Below are 17,688 nucleotides of genomic sequence, written 5' to 3'. Positions count from 1 at the left end.
GATTGTATAAGACGTGATGGTATTGCGCCTTTTTATTTCACTCATTGTGTTGGCTGGCATTGTACTGGCCGGTCAGGGCGTCGCAGCAACACTTGCTGCTGATGCGGTGCGGCTGGATGAGGTATCGCCCTATTTCGCAGCCAGCGGTGTTCTGTTTTCCTATGCTTGGGTTCCTCTGGTCGCGCTGTCTGCTTCGGCGCTTTTTGTTGCACCGGGGTTGCTGCTCGCTTTGGGAATAGCTGCGCAGGGGGACCGGTTTGAGCACTGGCTGCTCAAGGGGTTTACATTATCCTTGTTCGGAGTGCCTGCGCTCGCCGCAACGGTACAGGCCGTCAGCGGTGTTCCCATGGCCGGGACGGCCTTCATTCTGTTGCTTGTTTTGCTTTGCCTGCCCGGCATCGGCCTGATCGCAGCCCGACCCAACCCCGAGATCTTGCGGGGCAGGGGTTGGGATATAGCCGGCATGATTGCCTTGCCGCTGGCTGTTCTGCTCTTGCTGGCTCCGAAATTCTACTGGGAGTCGCTGAATGACGATGGGGCGCACAGCTTTCTGAACGCGATGTTGTTCATGACCCGTGGCTTGCCGTTCTGGCCACCGGATGCAGGGGGGGTCGGGGGATATCCGACCCCGAAAATGATGACGGAAACCTTCCTGCAAAGCGGATTCATGCGGTTTTTCGGGTCCTATGAAGTCTCTATCCGTCTTGCATATTTGCCAGGGGTTTCGATCCTTTTTGGGGTGATGTTGTCCTTTGTACGCGATCCCGAAGGACATACTGACCCACGAACCGTTTTCGGGCTTGGGACTGCTCTGCTGCTGTTTTCGTTCGTGATGGCATTCAATCCATCCTACAATCCGTATTTCGCCGACATTGCGCTGCCCATGGCGCGCGAGCCGATGATCCTGCTGGGGGTGCTGGGCTATATCCTGTTCTTCAGCGAACGCAGGTTCGTCGGGATGGCGTTTGTGTCAACACTGGCTTTGCTGACCGCACCGAATGGCACCCTTCTTATCGGGTTTTTTCTGATTTCCCACTTCCTTCTGACCCGACCACTGCCGTTCCGGCAGGTGATTGTCGGAGGGATGGTCGCCCTTGGTTTCCTGGTTCTGGCATCACTGTTTGAGATGATGCTGACATGGTGGGGGTTGATGGACGTGTCCGATGAGTTTGGGGCTGACAGTATTCTGCGCCGCCTGCGCTTCGTGACGATCTTCGACACCGGGCGGTTCCTGTTCTGGCTGCTCCCTTGCGGGATTCTGCCCGGCCTGGCACTGCTGGCCTGGCCCTGGCAGGATAAGCTGTCCAGAACACTGACGCTGACGGTCATTGCCTATGTTCTGTTTTTCTATGTTCAGGCCTATCGGATCCTGCCCCATCATTTTGCACCCGCCGCAGTCATACCACTGATTGTCTTCTGGCGTTTGCGGCCGGTTCAGGTTGCTCCGGTCTCTGCACTGGCTTGTGCTCTGACAGGGCTTGCGGTCAGCGCCTGGATCAGCTGGCCGGAAACTCTGCGCCCGTTTACCCAGACCCGGGATCTTGGCTATCGTATCTCTATCGAAACTGATGAGAGCCCGTTCCCTGACCTGAACGAGATACGTGTTGTTCCGGCACTGATTGCCGGGGCATTCCCGCCCATCTGGACACAGGCCGAGTTGGAAAAGCGCTATATGGCTGGCCAGTTGTCGGTCTATGTTCATGCCAGAATGCCTGCACCCGACACTGCGACCGCAGACTATTTCATACGCGCGGCAACAGCAGCTCTGGTGGATGGAGAAACTGTAATTGGCGAAGCTTTGGAGGGTTGGGTTTTGGTGGCGCGCGATCAGACGGTTTACGAAAATGACCTCGGGAACACCGATGTTCCGGTCAGTATTGCACGTGCCTATCGCGTACCACTTGATACCATCTTCGGACAGGGCACACGTGAGACACCCTACCCGGTTTGGGACATCGCGAAAGTAGCGGGTCTAAGATAGCCACCGATTGAGAAATATAAGATTTGTCCCGAAGAAAAACGGGCAGCTAAATGGAGAACTTTATGAAGCAAAATCTTGCAAAACTGGTTGAATCATACCCGGTCCTCCAGAAGCCTGCCTATTTCGCCTATATCGGCGTGGTCAGCGCCCGGAATGTCAGCCGCCGGTTCGCCATGAACAATCTCGGCTACCTGCCCAAGCGCGTTTCTGACAGGGGCCAGGACATGTGGGTGATCAACGAAGTCTATAATGGCAAGCGCAATGGTTTTTTTGTCGAGCTTGGTGCCGCCGATGGATTCTCAGACTCAAACACGTTCGCTCTGGAAAAACACTATGGCTGGACCGGACTTTTGATTGAACCCAACCCGGTCAATTACCATCGGATTACAAACTGGCATCACCGCACGGCCACCCCGGTTCCGCTGGCGGTTGATCCCGAACCGGGAAAGCTGGAATTCATGATCGACGGTCAGCGCAGCAGCCTGCTGGTGGATGAGGCCGACAACATGACCGAGCGACGCGCTTCGAAACTGGCCCGGTTCCGGGAAAAGGGCAAGGTTGTAACGGTTGAGGCCGTACCTCTGGATGAGGTGTTCGATCGCTATAACGCGCCCAAGGATATTGATTACTTCAGCCTGGACGTCGAAGGGTCGGAAACGCGGATTCTGCGCAATTTCCCGTTCGACAAATACCGTTTCCTGGCCATGACAATCGAACGCCCGACGCCGGAGCTCAACGAGTTGCTGTTCGCCAATGGCTATCATTTCGTGCGCAATTCGCTTTACGACACGTTCTATGTGCATGAAAGCAACCCGCGCTTCGATCAGGTTGAGAAATTACCGTTCGAACAATTACCTGCAAAGCAGTTCTGAACCTGCCTCTGGCACACAGCCATGTCGCGCGAACAGTCAGTTCCGCGTGACATGGAGTTTCTGCTTCTGCCCCAGCACATGATATTCGAACAGGCACCAGACATAGATGGTGGCCGAGTAGACATAATAGACCTGATGATACAGCAGGCATTTGAATGCGAACCACGGTCCGCCATGCCCGGACATGGCGCGCACCAGATCGAAATTGGCGACAAAGGCGGCTGCAAGCAGCAATAAGGGCAGGGGCCATGCCCCCGGCCAGAATGGCAGGACCAGAAGCGACAACAGCAACAGCCCGGCGATTGCTGCCCGTGCCCGCTCGGCCATTGAGGTGTTCAGATCATCCGTCAGCCCCTCACGCGAGATCATCAGCCGGGCCCAGGGCAGGGCACGACAGAAGATGTCCGTGCTCAGGCTGTTGCGGATGGTCCAGACTTTCAGGTGTTTACCCTGCAGCTGTGGCTCGACAAGGATACGGCGACCGGTCCCCGCGATCCGGTAGCCCAGTTCGATATCCTCGATCGAGGGGACCTCGTAGGTTTTCACATCAAAGCCACCGACCTCAAGAAACACGTCGCGCCGGATTGCGCCGCACCCGGCCCAGAAGGTGCGCGCCTCGCGCCGGGCGCGCTGATGGTGATAGCGATGCAGAAGGTTCTTGTATCGCGAGAACCACGATTGCCCATCCGGCGCGTCGTCATAGGATCCGAACACGGCGCCGACATTATCCTCGGACATGGCACGGCGGATATGCTCCGGGCCATCGGGCCAGGCGATGACGTCGGAATCGACGAACCACAGGATGTCACCGGTGGCGTGTTCGGCGGCCAGGTTGCGCGCAGCCCCCGGCCCGCCATTGACAGGCGTGGTCAGAACCGTGGCCCCCATTTCGCGGGCAAGGGCCGCAGTGCCGTCCGGGGACTGGTCATCGACGACCAGAACCTGCTGCACCTGGCCGGTGTTCAGCATTTCAATCAGGGGGGTCAGGACACGGGGCAGCAGATGCTCGGCCTTGTAGGCGGGCATGACGACGCTGATGGAAAGGGTTTGATCTGAAGTCACGAGGTATCTCCGGCCGCGCCTTGCGACACTGACGAACACTGAACAAGAAAAAGAAAGGCAGCCGTAAAGGGCAGCAGCCACATCACACGGGCACCATATCGGTCAGCGGGTTGCGAGACCCCGCCACAGACCAGCGCATTCACTGCAATCCCGATCAGAATGAACAGGGCGAACAGTTTCAGCGGTGGGGCAACTCGTCCGGGCCATAGCAACAACCCGATCACAATGATCGCCGAGATCAGATAGATTGTCGCGTGGATGGAATTGACCGGACCCAGCCAAGGCTGATCGCGCGTCAGGACAATTTTGTCGAGAACCGCCAGCTGCGCCTCGGGCAGCCCCGAAAGTGATTTTGCGTTTCGAATGACAGCCTCGTTCGGGATGGTCATCTCGATGCTGTTCATTCCCAGCTGGGTGAACGCATTTTTGCCAAGTGCGTATATCGTCCCGAACGGCCGGGCGACCAGAACCTGCAGGAAAAAGGCCCGCTGTTCGGCTGCTACGGCCCGCTGATCCTCAATCGGCATCAGCCGGAAAGACCCCAGCTTTTCGGATTGTTCGAAAATGATATGCGTAGCGGTCAATCGGTAAGGGTCATCGGACCAGGACAAAGCCTCGTGCAGGGCGCAGGTTGCCAGATCGGTGCGTGGACAGACATCATCCAGATAGTCCAGGCCGGGGCCGTCAACGATCAGACGTGCCGTGATATAGGGTGTATAGATTACCTCTTTCCGCGCAACGGTTTCTGTTGCGAACTCAAATGCTTTGCGCTCGGCAATGGCCAGCGCAACAAGGCATATGACAAACCCTGCCGCAAGCCATCGCCCGTATCCAAGACGCAGCAAGGCAGCCAGTACGACAAAGGGCACCATCAGTACGGCAATCCCCAGGTGCGAGGGGTGCAGGACCACCGCGAACGCTGCCAAGGCCAGCGCGCCCAGCCATTCCATCAAGTTCATGTAACGACCTGCGGCAACAACCGCCGCAATCAGGATCAGCATCACCGATGTGAAAATATCCGGCATGACATAGGCAATATAGAAGGGCAGCGCGGTCACTGCCCCCGCTAATAAAGGAATGGTTACCAGTTGAAGCGTGCTACGCCCGGTTTGTGCGCTGCGCTGCAACAGGCGCATCGTCAGCCAGACTGCAAACAACAATGCGGCCAGATGAACCCCCGCAACGGCCCCCAGCGCATCGCCCCGCCAGAAAGTCGCAACCAGCAGCGCATAAGCCATCGAGCGTGATCCGCCGGTTACCTCATCCTCTTCACCGTTTTGTTCTGCCTGGCTGCCACTTGCCCCATTTTGAGCACCGGCCGGTTTTGGTGCAGGCAGGATAAGTGAGAGCGCTATATTGCCCTGTCGAAAATAGCTCCCGGTGTCAAAGTAATAGAGCGGGCCGCGATTGATAATCAAAACCGCCAGGCAAATGACCACCGTCGCTGCAAACAGCAGAGCCCCTCTGAACCTTCGGGGTGATCTTCCCGATGCAGTTTGCGCGGCCACCACTGTCCTACAGCTCCTTCATCGCCATCGCAGCAGGCTGAAACAGGCAGTTTTTATCTTCAGCCACTTCCCGGATGCATATCCCGAGCAAAGCGCCCAATTTCATGGCGCTGGTTACACCCCCGGACGAATTCATCAGCGGTTCCCGCAATTTCTGCCATCTCAGGCACAACATCAATTCGCATTATCTCCCTGCTCACAGGCAGGCACTTCAAACAAACGGGCAAATTGCAAAAAATCCGATCGAAAATAAGCGCCTGTACTCAGCACAATAACAACTCAACGCTACACGAAACTTCCAGTGCGTCGAAGGAGAAATGTGACAAGCTTCGGGTTTCATATCTTTTTCCAGGCAGGGGACATCTACAGACACCAAGCATTAACTTTCTTGCAGACAGTAGTTCGTTTTTACTGGAATTGTTTCCTGAGCGGAGTGCAATGCAATCGCGCCTGATCTCGGGGACAGATTTTATTTTTACACGATGATTAGTGCGGTGATGCCGGCAGGACAGCAGTCAAACCTTATGCTGTACGTGTCAGCAGGTCCGCTCATCAGCCTCTAACAGCGCGTGCACCATGAACATGAACAGAGCATGACAACCTCAGCCACGCCACGTTCATCTACCGCTCTTATATTTCCCCGGACCCCACTTCGTCAGTAATCAGTTCCCAGTTTTCAAAATGAAATATAGACCCGAAGTAGATGGATTACGTGCGATCGCGGTGGTGCCAGTTGTGTTTTTTCACGCTGGCTTTTCACTATTCAAAGGCGGTTTTGTCGGCGTCGACGTCTTTTTCGTAATTTCGGGTTATCTGATTACCTCAATCCTTCTCAAGGAACTCGAAGCTGGTACGTTTTCTCTTCTGAAATTCTATGAGCGCCGTGCCCGACGCATTCTACCCGCTCTGGCAGTTATGGTCGTCGCCTGCATACCGGTGGCGATTTTCTTAATGACACCGACAGAAGCAAAGAATTTCGCGCAAAGCGTCGCGGCCGTCGGCCTTTTTGCTTCGAACGTATTGTTCTGGGTCGAGAGTGGTTATTTTGATCTAGACTCGGAAGAGAAACCGCTTCTTCACACTTGGAGTCTCGCGGTAGAAGAGCAGTTTTATATCGTATTCCCGCTGCTTTTGCTGCTGTTATGGACCTATAGAAGAAAACTGCTTGTTCCCATCTTGGTGCTTTTGGCCCTGTTCAGCCTTGTGCTGTGCGAATGGGGTGCGCGAAATGCACCAAGCGCCACATTCTTTCTTGCGCCGACGCGTGCGTGGGAACTGTTGGCCGGATCGTTCTGCGCCATGTTCCTGCGACGTAGCACCACCTCCCATGATTTGCTGGCCGCATTGGGCGTCGTGATGATCGGGGTCTCCATTTTTGCCTTTGGTGAGACGACGCCATTCCCATCGGTCTATGCCCTACTCCCGGTCGGTGGCACAGTCTTTGTAATCCTGTTTGCCGGACCGACAACAGCAACGGGAAAACTGTTGGCCAAACCCGTCTTCGTCGGTCTCGGGCTTATCAGCTACAGCGCCTATCTTTGGCATCAACCGCTCTTTGCCTTCGCCCGTCTCTGGACACCATGGGCCCCATCGCCAACCGTTCTCGTCTGCCTGATCATTCTGACATTCGTGATCGCGTATCTAAGCTGGCGCTATGTTGAAACGCCGTTCCGCCGCACTTCGGGGCCGCATTCCATTGCCCGGCGGCCGGTTTTCATCCTGGCGGTCACGGTCTCATTGTTGTTTGTGGCATTCGGCGGCTGGGGGCAGATGACGAAAGGCTGGCGCAACGCCTATCTGGCGCGCATGTCTGAAGCGGAAAAACGTATGCTTACCCTGACCGAGCGTGCGTATAATGAACAACTCGCCAATGCGCTGTCGCGCTTTGATAATGGCGACTGCGTCTTCGACATCCGCACGCTTGATGAGGCCGTACGTCAGCGTGTCGTCGACTGCGCAAAGAAGTATGGTCCCGGTGTTCTCGTTCTGGGCGACAGCCACGCGATTGACCTTTACGGTGCGGTTATAACCACATCACAGGCCAACGAGCCCTTCATAGTCGGCGTTGTCTCAGGCGGGTGTCGCCCGCATACGCTTTTGCCTGGTTGTGCTTACATGGAACTTGCTCAGTTCATTGAAGATCGCCCAGATGTTTTTGAATTCGCAGTCTATGAACAGGCGGGGTTTTATCTGTTGCACGGGGCCGGGTTTGATTTAGGCGGAAGGCGTATGTTCGAAAGGTTGTCGCCAAATGAACCCGTACCCCGTTTCGAGCCCCACATGGGTTATGTTCAGGCCGTAAAGGAGTATCTGGAACGCATCGCATCCCATATTCCGACAGTCTGGCTATCCCCCCGGATCGAGCCACATATTCAACCGACCTTTATCCGGAAGGCGGGATGTGAATACCCTTATATGCTTCGCCCCGGAACGGAAGAGGTCTTTTTGAAACTCGAAGCTACGATCGCTGAAACTCTTTCAGCATCGCCGGTGGAATTCATGTCACAACACAACTTGCTCAAACTGTCTTTCCCCGAAGACTTCTTATCCTGTGATGTTCTTTTCTGGTCGGATGGTGACCACTTCAGCAACGCAGGTGAAGAACGATTTGGAAAAAGGATGCAGGTTGTTCAGAACGCACGCGCAGTGCTTGGGCTGGAGCGGAAGTGAAGCTCTTGGCGCCTGACGCTCCGTGAGCCCCTGATTCTCTTAACAATTACACCACCCACGTTCACAAAATAGAAACAAACCAATCTACTAGACTACATTATGCTCTCATGATCACTTGAATGCCGCAAAAAAAACATAATTTCTCAAAAAGACCTTAGCAATCAAACAGAAATGATTTATCAATCTTTAACAGTAGGTGCCGTGCTAGGGGTATGCATGGACTCTGTTAGGTGGAAATAAAAGGTGGGTCCTTTAATGTTTAGAAATTTGAAAATGATGCTTGTGGGGCTTGTAGCCGCTGTCTTTATGAGCAGTTCGGCCAGCGCTCTGACACAGGTAGCTGCCGGCGGCAGTTATGACATCACATCCGATAACCTGTTTTTTGGCGCGGTTGACACAACAGCTAAGGGCGGCCCGGGTGTCTACTCTGTCAATTTCACTTCGCCGGTTGATCCTCTGTCCGCATCTGCGCAAGCAACCATCGGCATTCGTCTGCTGACCAACGCTTTCCCGCTGGGCCTGACCGTAAGCTGGGTCGATGCAAACAACCCCTCCAATGTATTGGCCTCGACATCTGTCCTGGGCGGTGTGACAACGACACTGAGCACAATCTTCAGCAGCCTGTCCCCAAACACCCTGAGCCAGAACCTCGTGTTTAGCTGGGCTTCCTCTGAACCAAACGTGACCTTTGACTTTGATGTGGCTGCAGTTCCGCTGCCGGCCGGTGGTCTTCTGCTTCTTACTGCACTTGGTGGTCTGGTTCTGACCCGTCGCCGCAAGGCTGCCTAAGCAAAACACACGAATCTGACCTACATGATCAGGGACCGCTTTGCGGTCCCTTTTCAATTGGCTTGATCAGATATTACCGCCCGATGCCTGACGCAGCATCCAGACCATCCTCTGACATCTGAGCCGGAACAAGGTGGTGATTGCACGCAAGACCTCACCGGTTGAGGCCAATTTGTTACTGGATACAACTTTCGGGGTGTGTACGACTGCGCTTGCTGGCATGGCCAATGCACGAATAGCCCACCGCAGACGCGATGCAGCATTTGTTCCGTTCAACTGATATCCCTCTTGCGTCGTCCGTCGCCATTTGGCCTTCAGGGCCGGCCAGTCCTGCCGGGATGGATGGCTGACGCAAAACTCGTCCCGATAAATCAGACTATAGCCCCGGGCAACGGCACGCATGGTCCATTCCCGATCCTCGGATACGCCATTGATGAACCCACCGATCTTGTCGAATACATCCCGTCGAGTCAGCAGGTTGCCTGCCCCGGAACATCCCTGAACTTCGATGTACCGGCGGAAATTAAAGGCAAATACAGCCTCAAATGCCTCGGCCCCGCTGCGGGGTGACGGGGTTTCATCAAACACGTCAACCCGGCCTCCGATCAAATCTGCCAAATCTGCGATCTGGCGTCCGACCGTCAGCCAATCCGGCGCAGGAACACAATCCGCATCGATAAAAAACAAACGTGGCGCCGTCGTTTCCGCTACGCCACGATTGCGCGCATGGGCTGCTCCCTTTTGCGGCTCCACAAGAAAGCGCACCTCGGGGAAGGCCTGCCGGATGCCATCCAGCGAAATCGGAGAGTTGTTGTCTACAACAACGACTTCGGTTCCACCCAGGTCATTTTTCCTGAGTGCGTGCAGGCATCGTTCCAGCCTTGGAAGGTCGTTATAATGAGGTATGATTACCGCATCGACCGGAGCTTCTTCAGTACGTGCCGTACTCATTCCCGAAGGCCCCACTGATATACCGGCATTTGTTCAAAACAATTCCCATGACATTCGTGAGTTCTGCCAATTGCCGCTCGGCAATGTCGATATGATCAATGCTTGTTTCTTCCGCTGCTGCCAAAAGCAAAGCGCAGTCGACATTCTTAAGAAAACCATGGCTGTCGTCGCTGGCCATCAGTGGCGGCGTGTCAAACAGAATGACATCGGGTTTGTATTCCGCTTCGAGCTGCTCCAGAAATTCGATTGTCCGCCGGCTTTGCAGAATTTCTGCAGGGTTGCGTGTTGAAGAGAAGTTCAACCCGAAAATCACGTTGTTACCGTGGCGCAGTGCGTGTTCGTGAAACGGCACTTTCCCCTGGATGACATCAGCCATACTGTAATTTCCGGTTTGCTTCAGTATCTCTGCCAATCCCCTGCGCCGCATGTCGAAATCGATCACGATCGTGCGCAAGTCCTCCTGTCTGCTAAGGCTGAATGCCAGATTTGCAGCTGCCGTACTTTTACCGCACCCGCTATAGGGAGAGGTAAGCGCCACTCTCCGCCAGCCTTTGGACAAGGTCTGCTGCAACATCTTGGTCCGCAACATGTCATAAGGCGTTGCATCAGCCCCACCGTTAAATGACATCAGACGCTTGCGGGAGATGAGCCCTGGGTCGATCACGATCTCGGGTACAGTCAGCCAGATGTCCTCATCCGCGCTTTCCTGGGGAACATGCAGCTGTTCTTCAGTTACTGGCTGCAGTGGTTGAGGCTGTTGACGGCTGTCTCGTGCCCTGCGGGCCTTCTGAATCGCCTGCTGAAGACGGTCCATTACACCCTCCTTGATTCAATCAGAACAGAAATCACTAGAACACCCCAAGCTTGTCGATCACTTTTTCAGCGAACAGATCCAGTGGCAGATAATAGGTATGCACAGCCCAAACGCCTGCAGGCACACCAACCATAATCACCAGAATGGCTACAACCCAGATAAGGCGCTGCTTCATCACTTCACCCCGAGATCGTACATATGGGATGGTCGCGATGGGCCACACGTCCAGCTTCTTGATCAGATCCTCAGGTCGACGCGGGGCCCGGTTCAACACCTCAAGCAAAAAGATCAAAGCCAAACCCAAGGCGATACCAGTCCCTATTCCCCCGCCTGCAATTAACAGACGGTTGGGCTTGGTCGGTGTGCTGGGGACAGAAGGGTGTTCAATTACCGAAATACGCTGCCCCTGAGACGTAACTTCGATCCGCTCACCAGTTGAAGCCGAGGCCAAACGGGAAACGGCTGTATTATATTGCGCCTGGATATTACTTTGGTCGCGCTGCAATTCTGCCAGCGTAATCGAATTTGCAGGAGTCAGTTCAATTGACTGGGTTACCTTTTCAAGGCTTTCCTCAGTGACGGTTCGCTGATCTTCAAGTGCGGCGATTTGTGAATCCAACTGAGCTAGTTGCAGATCAAGTGACGAGTTTCCCGTTTGTGTGGCCGTCGTAGCTGCACTTGTACTCTGTTCAGCTGCGACAACTTCCTCCAAACGGTTGATCCGGGCACGTAAAATCTTAATCTGCGGGCTGCTTTCGGAATAAATCCCCAGCTGGTTATCAAGCTGGTTGCGCAATTGGGTTAGCTGTTGCTGGGCCTGTGTCTGCGGCTGCTGTCCAACAGTCGTGATCTGACCTGTCGTGCTGTAGATTTCCAGCAGTTTCTCTCGCTGCTTCTGCAGGGTAAAAATCTGCTGATCGGTTTGCTGAAGACTGGCTTGCAATGTTCCTTGCCGCGCCATGCGAAACTGCAGGCTGGCCGGCAGGGCGCCAGCGTTCTCACTCTGAAACTCAAGAACCCTCGCGTCGGCCCGGTCGAGCTCGGCACCAAGGCGCTCGACTTCCTGCTCAAAGAACGCAAGGGTGTCAGATGCTCGTTCTTTACGATACTCGACATCAAGCTTTTGAATTTCCGTTAGATACTCGTTCAGCACGCCGGCTACGATTGGCCCGCTTCTGCCATCGAATGTAATCGACATCAGGTTTGCCTGATTGCGACCGGAAGAAATTCGAACCCGGGTATTTGAGCGCAGCTCATGAAGTATCTCATCCGGAGTAGCCTCGTCCTGGTTCGGCAACACCTTATACTTGCGCGAAATATCAAGAAGAACCGGTCGCGTGAGTAAGCGTTGTTCAACAATCTGGAGCTGTTCAAACGGAGACGTCGTAACCGTACTGGCCGCCAGATTTCCGGGAATCTGCGGCGATTCAACAATCAGACGTATTGTGGAAGAATAGGTTGGCGGCAAGGTCATTGCCACGGTGACCGAAATCGCAGAGACAATCGTCGCCACAATGAGGAAATACGGAAACCGCCGCAGGAAAATGGAGAAATAGTAGCGTGCAGGACCCATCTTAGACCGTCAGCTCCTTCTCAAGTGAGTTTCCGCCAAAGAATACGCCATCATCGATCACTTGATTGATGATGGTTTCGTCGACCTTATCCGCTTCATTTGTCCAGGCATAAAGCAGGGCAAAGTCACAGAACTGATTGACCAGGCGCGGCACACCGCGGGTCTGCTGAAAAATCATCTTGCAGGCGTCTTCTGTAAACTCGCCACCAGACCCGCCGGCCGTTTTCATTCTATGCCTGATATAGGCTTCGACGGACGACTCATCCATCCGTTCAAGATGAAAACTTGCGGCCACGCGCTGCGTCAGCTGGCGCATCTTGGGGTCCAGAACCATGTCGCGCAATTCAGGTTGGCCAACCAGAACAAGCTGGATCAGTTCGTCCGTGTTCGAGTTGATATTGGTCAGCATACGGATTTCTTCCAGACCTTCGACTGTCAGGTTCTGCGCTTCGTCAAAGATCAGGACCACCCGCCGCCCTTCGGCATATTCCGCAACCAGAAAATCCTGCAGATCCCGGAACAGCTGAACATAGGGGGCGTCGTTGTTAATTGGCAGGCCCAATGCATGCAGAACCCATTGCAGCAGCTCTCCGCGGCCACCTTGCGCATTCGAGATCAGCCCAACGGTGATCGACTCTTCCATTTCACTCAGAAGATGCTGCACCAGGGTTGTTTTCCCAGCCCCGATCTCGCCTGTCAGCACTGTAATGGGTGCACAGCTCATGATGCCGAACTGCAGCACCGAATACCCACGCTTGTGCAGCGGTGACCAGTACATGAATCCGGGGTCCGGAAGCAGTGTGAAGGGCCGCCGATCGAGCCCGAAATAGTCTAGATAAAACCCGTCACTGGACGCCATTGCACCTCGGCTGCCTTCCGCCTTGTCAAACCTCGTACCGGCCCCCTGGAGATTATCCAAACTTAAACTCTGAACCACCAGAAATCCCTTACATAAAGAACACGTCACATAAACAAAAAGTACTTGGGTACTACTTTGCCACAAAATCAAGATAGCAGGCACCACTAAACTGCACACGCGGTGAATTGACCTGCGGCCCCCTTCAATCAGAAATATTTCTCACAATTGTTTCCATCTACGCCTTTGAAAAAAGCCCGTCGATGACGCCTCGGCAATCCGGCAGGAATACGAGTCAAAAAGGCCTCTTGGAGGTCAAAATCAGCTCCAAAAGCATAAAATTTTACCTATTGTACCCAAAGGGGAAACGGAAACCCTTGAACTTTCAACAGACCAGTTGAGCAAAGTTTCACGATACCATTAGAAAACTCTCGTACTAAGTCGTTCTGAGATGTCCTTGCCAGTATTATTGTTTTGCAAGCCAAGCCAAATTTGTTAACACTTGATTACGGGAAAGTGGCCTCGCGAGTGAGCAAGCGCAGGGTCGAAGTGGTATAAAAATATAAGATTTTAAGTATATGTAGTTGAGGTCGAGCGTGTTCTGTTCCTGAGTTTGGTAAGTGGTTCGTGAGTATTTGTGTGTGTGTTGGGGGTTTAAATAGTGACAAGTCATTCAAAAGAAGTGGCCAACGCTGGTGCGGGCTACTCTAGCATCTCTGTTATGCCGACCTCAGTTCAGTACCCGGGGTTCTACAGAGTTGTGGGAAAACGCATCTTTGATATCGCGTTTACACTGTTTGCAGCGCCGTTTGTCGTTCCGATGGTTGTGCTTCTGGCCGTATTTCTGGCCAGTCAGGGCGTAACACCGTTTTACCGGCAGGAGCGGGTTGGAAAAGACGGCAAGGTTTTCAAGCTGCTCAAACTGCGCACTATGGTGCACGACGCTGAGGCCGTGCTGAAAGAACATCTGGCAGCCGACCCCGAAGCCCGGGAAGAGTGGAACCGCAACCAGAAGCTTCGCAACGATCCACGCATCATTAAATTCGGCACATTCCTGCGCAAATCCTCAATGGATGAATTACCGCAATTCTGGAACGTTTTTGTGGGTGAAATGTCTCTGGTCGGACCTCGCCCGATGATGGTGAACCAGCAGGAACTGTATCCCGGCAAATTCTACAACGCGATGCGCCCTGGCATTTCCGGGTTTTGGCAGGTGTCCAAGCGCAACCAGTCTTCATTTGCCGAACGCGCTTATCACGACACAAATTACTGGAAAAGCATGTCGTTCAGCACAGATGTGTCAATCCTGATCCGGACTATCTCCGTCGTCCTGCGCGGCACCGGGTGTTAAACCCGGAACGCGTGGCCGGGTAAAACTGTCGGCTGCGTGCGATTTCGTAACTTTTGCGGGAGTGCAGCATTGAGCAGAGCCGGAACCTCTATCAACAAATTGCTGGCCAGCGCCTTCTTGGCCGCAGCCCTGCTATTGAGCGCGTGCGACTCGGCCGAAGAACGCGCAGAGGCGCATTTCCAGGCCGGACTGGCTCATCTGGAAGCCGGTGACGTCGAGCGCGCATTGGTCGAATTCAGGAATGTCTTCAAACTCAACGGTCAGCACAAAGAGGCGCGACTGACCTTCGCCCGGCTGGAGCGCGAGCGGGGCAATATCCGTGGTGCCTACAGCCAGTATCTAAGACTGGTAGAGCAATATCCGGACAACCTCGAAGGACAGCGCAGCCTTGCCGAGATGGCACTGGAAATTGGCAACTGGGATGATGTCAGACGTTACGGCGGCGCTGCCGCAGCACTGGCCCCGAACGATATCGAAATCAAATCCATCAACAACACGCTGACTTATACCGACGCGGTCAGAAATGGCGATGCCGCAGGCGTGGATTTCACTGTCCACACCGCCCTCAAGATGATCGAGAAACACCCCGATCTGATGACTGCGCGGCAGATCGTGATTGACCATCTGGTCCGCGACCAGGACTGGACCGGCGTCTTGAACGAGACCAGTGCGGCACTTGATATCAATCCAAAGGAGGAAAACCTTTACGGGATTCGCCTCCGCGCGCTGCGGGAACTGGACAAGCCCACTGAAATCGAAACGCTGCTCAGACAAATGGCATTTGTGTTCCCTGACGATGAAGGCGTCGAACAGTTACTCGTCCAGCATTTTATCGACCAGGGCAATCTGGATGCCGCAGAACAGATGCTGCGCTCAGAGGTGGACCCAAAAGACACAGATTACATGCCAGCCCAGCGTCTGGTCGCGTTTTTGAACGAAAATCGCAGTATATCGGCCGCGATTACCGAATTGGATACGATCATCACGCATAACGGACCCAATACCGCACGCTTCAAAACGATACGCGCCGCATTGAAATTCCGTTCTGGCGATAAACAGACCGCAATTGCCGAGATGCACGCATTGCTTGAAGGCGCGCAACGCACCATTCAGACAAGGGAAAACGAGGTGGAATTTGCAAGAATGCTATTCCAAACTGACGACCCCGGCGCAGCAAGAACCTTGATTGAAAACGTGCTTTCAGAAGATCCCACCCAAGTTGAGGCGCTCAAGTTCAAGGCATCATGGTTGATTGAAGAAGACAATATCGGTGATGCCATTGTTCAATTGCGCGAAGCACTTCGCCAAGACCCCCGCGACCCGCAATTGATGACCCTTATGGCGCAGGCTCATGAACGCAATGGGGACAGGGATCTGATGGGGGAAATGCTGGCCCTGGCGACGGAAGTATCGCGAAATGCGCCAGAGGAAACACTGCGCTACGCTCAGTTCTTAATAGAAGAAAATGACCCGGAAATTGCCGAACGCATCCTGATCGCATCTCTCCAGCAGACACCCGAAGAACCCGATCTTCTGTTCCTTTTGGGTGAAGTTTATCTGGGCATGAAAGACTGGGCGCGGCTGGAGGTTGTCCTGCGCTCTGTCAAGGACCTGAACACCCCCGAGGCACGGCGCCTCGCAAATGAACTCAAGGCCCACATGCTTGCAGCCCAGGCGCGCACGGAGGAACTGACTGCCTTCCTGAACGAGTTAACAGATGATCCCGAATTTGGCCTGCCAGCCGATATCGCACTTATTCGCTCGTTGCTGGCACAGGGGCAGGCCACTGCCGCCTTTGCTCGCCTTGACGAACTGCTCGCAGAAGATCCGGATTCTCTGCCGGTGCGATTGGTCAAGGCCCACGCCTTGACGGGTGAAGGCAAACGCGGCGAGGCTGAGCAGCTCTATCGCGCGATCCTCGAGGACTATCCGGATACAACGCGGGCCTGGTTATCACTGCACGCACTGATCGTTGAACGCAACGAGGTTGAACTGGCCAAAAGCATTCTGACAGATGCCCTGACTAGATTGCCCGAGAACCCCGAGCTTCTCATGCTGCAGGCGGCAGATCACGAACGCTCCGGAGAGCTGGATCAGGCGATCTCGGTCTATGAAAAACTTTACCCGCTCAGCAACCGATCCTTGGTTGTGGCCAACAATCTGGCCAGCCTGTTGACAACCCACCGCAGCGATGACGAAAGCCTGCAACGCGCCAGCGTTTTGGCAAGGCGACTCCGCGGCACCCGCGTGCCTGTTTTTCAGGAAACCTATGGCTGGGTTTCTTACAGAATGGGCAATTATGACGAGGCCGTCAGCTACCTTGAACTCGCAGCGCGAGCATTCCCCGATCACCCCACAGTTCTATATCATCTGGGCAAAGCCTATGCCGCTGTCGACCGTCGAGAGGACGCCCTGCGCGCGTATCGTGCAGCACGGGCGACGGGAGTTCCCCTGAACATTTCACCTTCGCTGGAAGAAGAGATCGAACAGGTCAGTTCCGCGGACAAGCTGGGGCAATAGTGTTTCCAAAGCGGAATCCGCTGCAAATCTGCCGCATCTCGCATCCGTATGAAACGCTGCAGATTGTTTCGTTACCAATGAGTTGGCATAAAGGGGAAAAATATGAGAGATTTGAACATGCGGACAGTAATCGCTTCATTGATTGCGTTTGTCATGACTATGGTCGTGGCAAGCGGGGCTTGGGCGCAATCCTATCAGATCCAGCCGGGTGATGCTCTTCAGATCGAGGTATTGGAAGACCCCGCCCTGAACCGAACCGTTCTGGTTTTGCCAGACGGCTCCATCACCTTTCCCCTTGCCGGATCAATTCGGGCAGGAGGACTATCAACTAATGGATTAAGTTCATCCCTGGCATCGGCGCTGGCACCAAATTTCAATACACCGCCGACCGTATTTACATCGATTGCAAGGGTCGCACCTCCTGCGTTTCCCGGATCTCTCACTCCAACCGGACCGACAATTGATGTCTTTATCATGGGTGAAGTCAACGCACCTGGAAAATACCTTGCAACCGAGGGAACAACTATTCTTCAGGTTTTGGCTCAGGCTGGCGGCCTGACCAATTTCGCGGCTCGCAAGCGCATCGAATTGCGCCGGGCTGACAGTAAGGCAGGTGCGGTAAACAAATACAAATATAACTACGATGGCTCGGGCAGTGGCATCAAAGGCAATACAGTTCTTAAGACCGGAGACGTTGTTGTGGTGCCCGCACGCCGTTTGTTCGAATAGGGGCTCATACAG

At 54.3% G+C, this 17,688-nt stretch carries 13 protein-coding genes; 7 read left to right on the top strand and 6 right to left on the bottom strand.

What is annotated here, in order from left to right; genetic code table 11:
* The first annotated feature begins 16 nt into the window (after positions 1-16).
* Together AC2FLO_RS05440 and AC2FLO_RS05435 are read left to right on the top strand one after the other, a co-directional pair.
* Complete coding sequence (locus AC2FLO_RS05440; RefSeq protein ID WP_496754334.1) at positions 17-1,981, top strand: hypothetical protein; 1,965 nt, start codon at positions 17-19, stop codon at positions 1,979-1,981.
* 62 nt (positions 1,982-2,043) lie between these two features.
* Positions 2,044-2,853, top strand: a complete 810-nt coding sequence (locus tag AC2FLO_RS05435) for an FkbM family methyltransferase (RefSeq protein ID WP_209507445.1) — start codon at positions 2,044-2,046, stop codon at positions 2,851-2,853.
* A gap of 36 nt (positions 2,854-2,889) precedes the next feature.
* Here the strand turns inward: AC2FLO_RS05435 and AC2FLO_RS05430 are convergent, their stop codons facing one another.
* Together AC2FLO_RS05430 and AC2FLO_RS05425 are read right to left on the bottom strand one after the other, a co-directional pair.
* Positions 2,890-3,915 carry a glycosyltransferase family 2 protein gene (locus tag AC2FLO_RS05430; RefSeq protein WP_394444077.1) on the bottom strand — a complete coding sequence of 342 codons (1,026 nt, stop codon included), beginning with the start codon at positions 3,913-3,915 and terminating at the stop codon, positions 2,890-2,892.
* Positions 3,912-5,423 carry a hypothetical protein gene (locus AC2FLO_RS05425; protein ID WP_496811646.1) on the bottom strand — a complete coding sequence of 504 codons (1,512 nt, stop codon included), beginning with the start codon at positions 5,421-5,423 and terminating at the stop codon, positions 3,912-3,914. Before AC2FLO_RS05425 ends, AC2FLO_RS05430 begins: the two co-directional genes overlap by 4 nt.
* 681 nt (positions 5,424-6,104) lie before the next feature.
* Here AC2FLO_RS05425 and AC2FLO_RS05420 point away from each other — a divergent pair.
* Complete coding sequence (locus tag AC2FLO_RS05420; RefSeq protein WP_496754338.1) at positions 6,105-8,093, top strand: acyltransferase family protein; 1,989 nt, start codon at positions 6,105-6,107, stop codon at positions 8,091-8,093.
* A 255-nt stretch (positions 8,094-8,348) separates the two neighbouring features.
* A complete protein-coding gene (locus AC2FLO_RS05415; RefSeq protein ID WP_496754340.1) occupies positions 8,349-8,882 on the top strand; it encodes a VPLPA-CTERM sorting domain-containing protein in 534 nt (177 codons plus the stop codon).
* Positions 8,883-8,948: 66 nt separating this feature from the next.
* Here the strand turns inward: AC2FLO_RS05415 and AC2FLO_RS05410 are convergent, their stop codons facing one another.
* The 4 genes from AC2FLO_RS05410 to AC2FLO_RS05395 are packed head-to-tail and all read right to left on the bottom strand — an operon-like array spanning position 8,949 to position 13,079.
* Entirely contained in the window at positions 8,949-9,833 is an 885-nt protein-coding gene (locus tag AC2FLO_RS05410) for a glycosyltransferase family 2 protein (protein WP_496754342.1), read from the bottom strand.
* A complete protein-coding gene (locus AC2FLO_RS05405; RefSeq protein WP_209507440.1) occupies positions 9,814-10,647 on the bottom strand; it encodes a CpsD/CapB family tyrosine-protein kinase in 834 nt (277 codons plus the stop codon). Before AC2FLO_RS05405 ends, AC2FLO_RS05410 begins: the two co-directional genes overlap by 20 nt.
* 34 nt (positions 10,648-10,681) lie before the next feature.
* Positions 10,682-12,220, bottom strand: a complete 1,539-nt coding sequence (locus AC2FLO_RS05400) for a GumC family protein (RefSeq protein WP_496754344.1) — start codon at positions 12,218-12,220, stop codon at positions 10,682-10,684.
* Between the two features lies 1 nt (position 12,221).
* Positions 12,222-13,079 (bottom strand): ExeA family protein, encoded by an 858-nt coding sequence (locus AC2FLO_RS05395; protein WP_496754345.1) that lies wholly within the window; start codon positions 13,077-13,079, stop codon positions 12,222-12,224.
* Between the two features lie 718 nt (positions 13,080-13,797).
* Here AC2FLO_RS05395 and AC2FLO_RS05390 point away from each other — a divergent pair.
* The 3 genes from AC2FLO_RS05390 to AC2FLO_RS05380 all read left to right on the top strand — a co-directional run bounded on the left by AC2FLO_RS05390 (position 13,798) and on the right by AC2FLO_RS05380 (position 17,676).
* The gene (locus AC2FLO_RS05390) at positions 13,798-14,427 is read left to right on the top strand and encodes a sugar transferase (RefSeq protein WP_496811645.1); all 630 of its coding nucleotides are present in this window, start codon (positions 13,798-13,800) and stop codon (positions 14,425-14,427) included.
* A 69-nt stretch (positions 14,428-14,496) separates the two neighbouring features.
* Positions 14,497-16,947, top strand: a complete 2,451-nt coding sequence (locus tag AC2FLO_RS05385; RefSeq protein ID WP_496754349.1) for a tetratricopeptide repeat protein — start codon at positions 14,497-14,499, stop codon at positions 16,945-16,947.
* Positions 16,948-17,049: 102 nt separating this feature from the next.
* Complete coding sequence (locus AC2FLO_RS05380) at positions 17,050-17,676, top strand: polysaccharide biosynthesis/export family protein (RefSeq protein WP_496754351.1); 627 nt, start codon at positions 17,050-17,052, stop codon at positions 17,674-17,676.
* Positions 17,677-17,688 lie beyond the last annotated feature (12 nt).

It is taken from the genome of Ruegeria sp. TASC047, from assembly GCF_059612445.1.
The sequence above is the reverse complement of the archived record's forward strand: the minus strand, read 5'-3'. Positions and strand labels throughout refer to the sequence as shown.

Coding starts and splice junctions, on each gene's coding strand:
- AC2FLO_RS05440 (WP_496754334.1), top strand. CDS start 17: ATGGTATTGCGCCTTTTTATTTCACTCATTGTGTTGGCTGGCATTGTA.
- AC2FLO_RS05435 (WP_209507445.1), top strand. CDS start 2,044: ATGAAGCAAAATCTTGCAAAACTGGTTGAATCATACCCGGTCCTCCAG.
- AC2FLO_RS05420 (WP_496754338.1), top strand. CDS start 6,105: ATGAAATATAGACCCGAAGTAGATGGATTACGTGCGATCGCGGTGGTG.
- AC2FLO_RS05415 (WP_496754340.1), top strand. CDS start 8,349: ATGTTTAGAAATTTGAAAATGATGCTTGTGGGGCTTGTAGCCGCTGTC.
- AC2FLO_RS05410 (WP_496754342.1), bottom strand. CDS start 9,833: ATGAGTACGGCACGTACTGAAGAAGCTCCGGTCGATGCGGTAATCATA.
- AC2FLO_RS05405 (WP_209507440.1), bottom strand. CDS start 10,647: ATGGACCGTCTTCAGCAGGCGATTCAGAAGGCCCGCAGGGCACGAGAC.
- AC2FLO_RS05400 (WP_496754344.1), bottom strand. CDS start 12,220: ATGGGTCCTGCACGCTACTATTTCTCCATTTTCCTGCGGCGGTTTCCG.
- AC2FLO_RS05395 (WP_496754345.1), bottom strand. CDS start 13,079: ATGGCGTCCAGTGACGGGTTTTATCTAGACTATTTCGGGCTCGATCGG.
- AC2FLO_RS05390 (WP_496811645.1), top strand. CDS start 13,798: ATGCCGACCTCAGTTCAGTACCCGGGGTTCTACAGAGTTGTGGGAAAA.
- AC2FLO_RS05380 (WP_496754351.1), top strand. CDS start 17,050: ATGAGAGATTTGAACATGCGGACAGTAATCGCTTCATTGATTGCGTTT.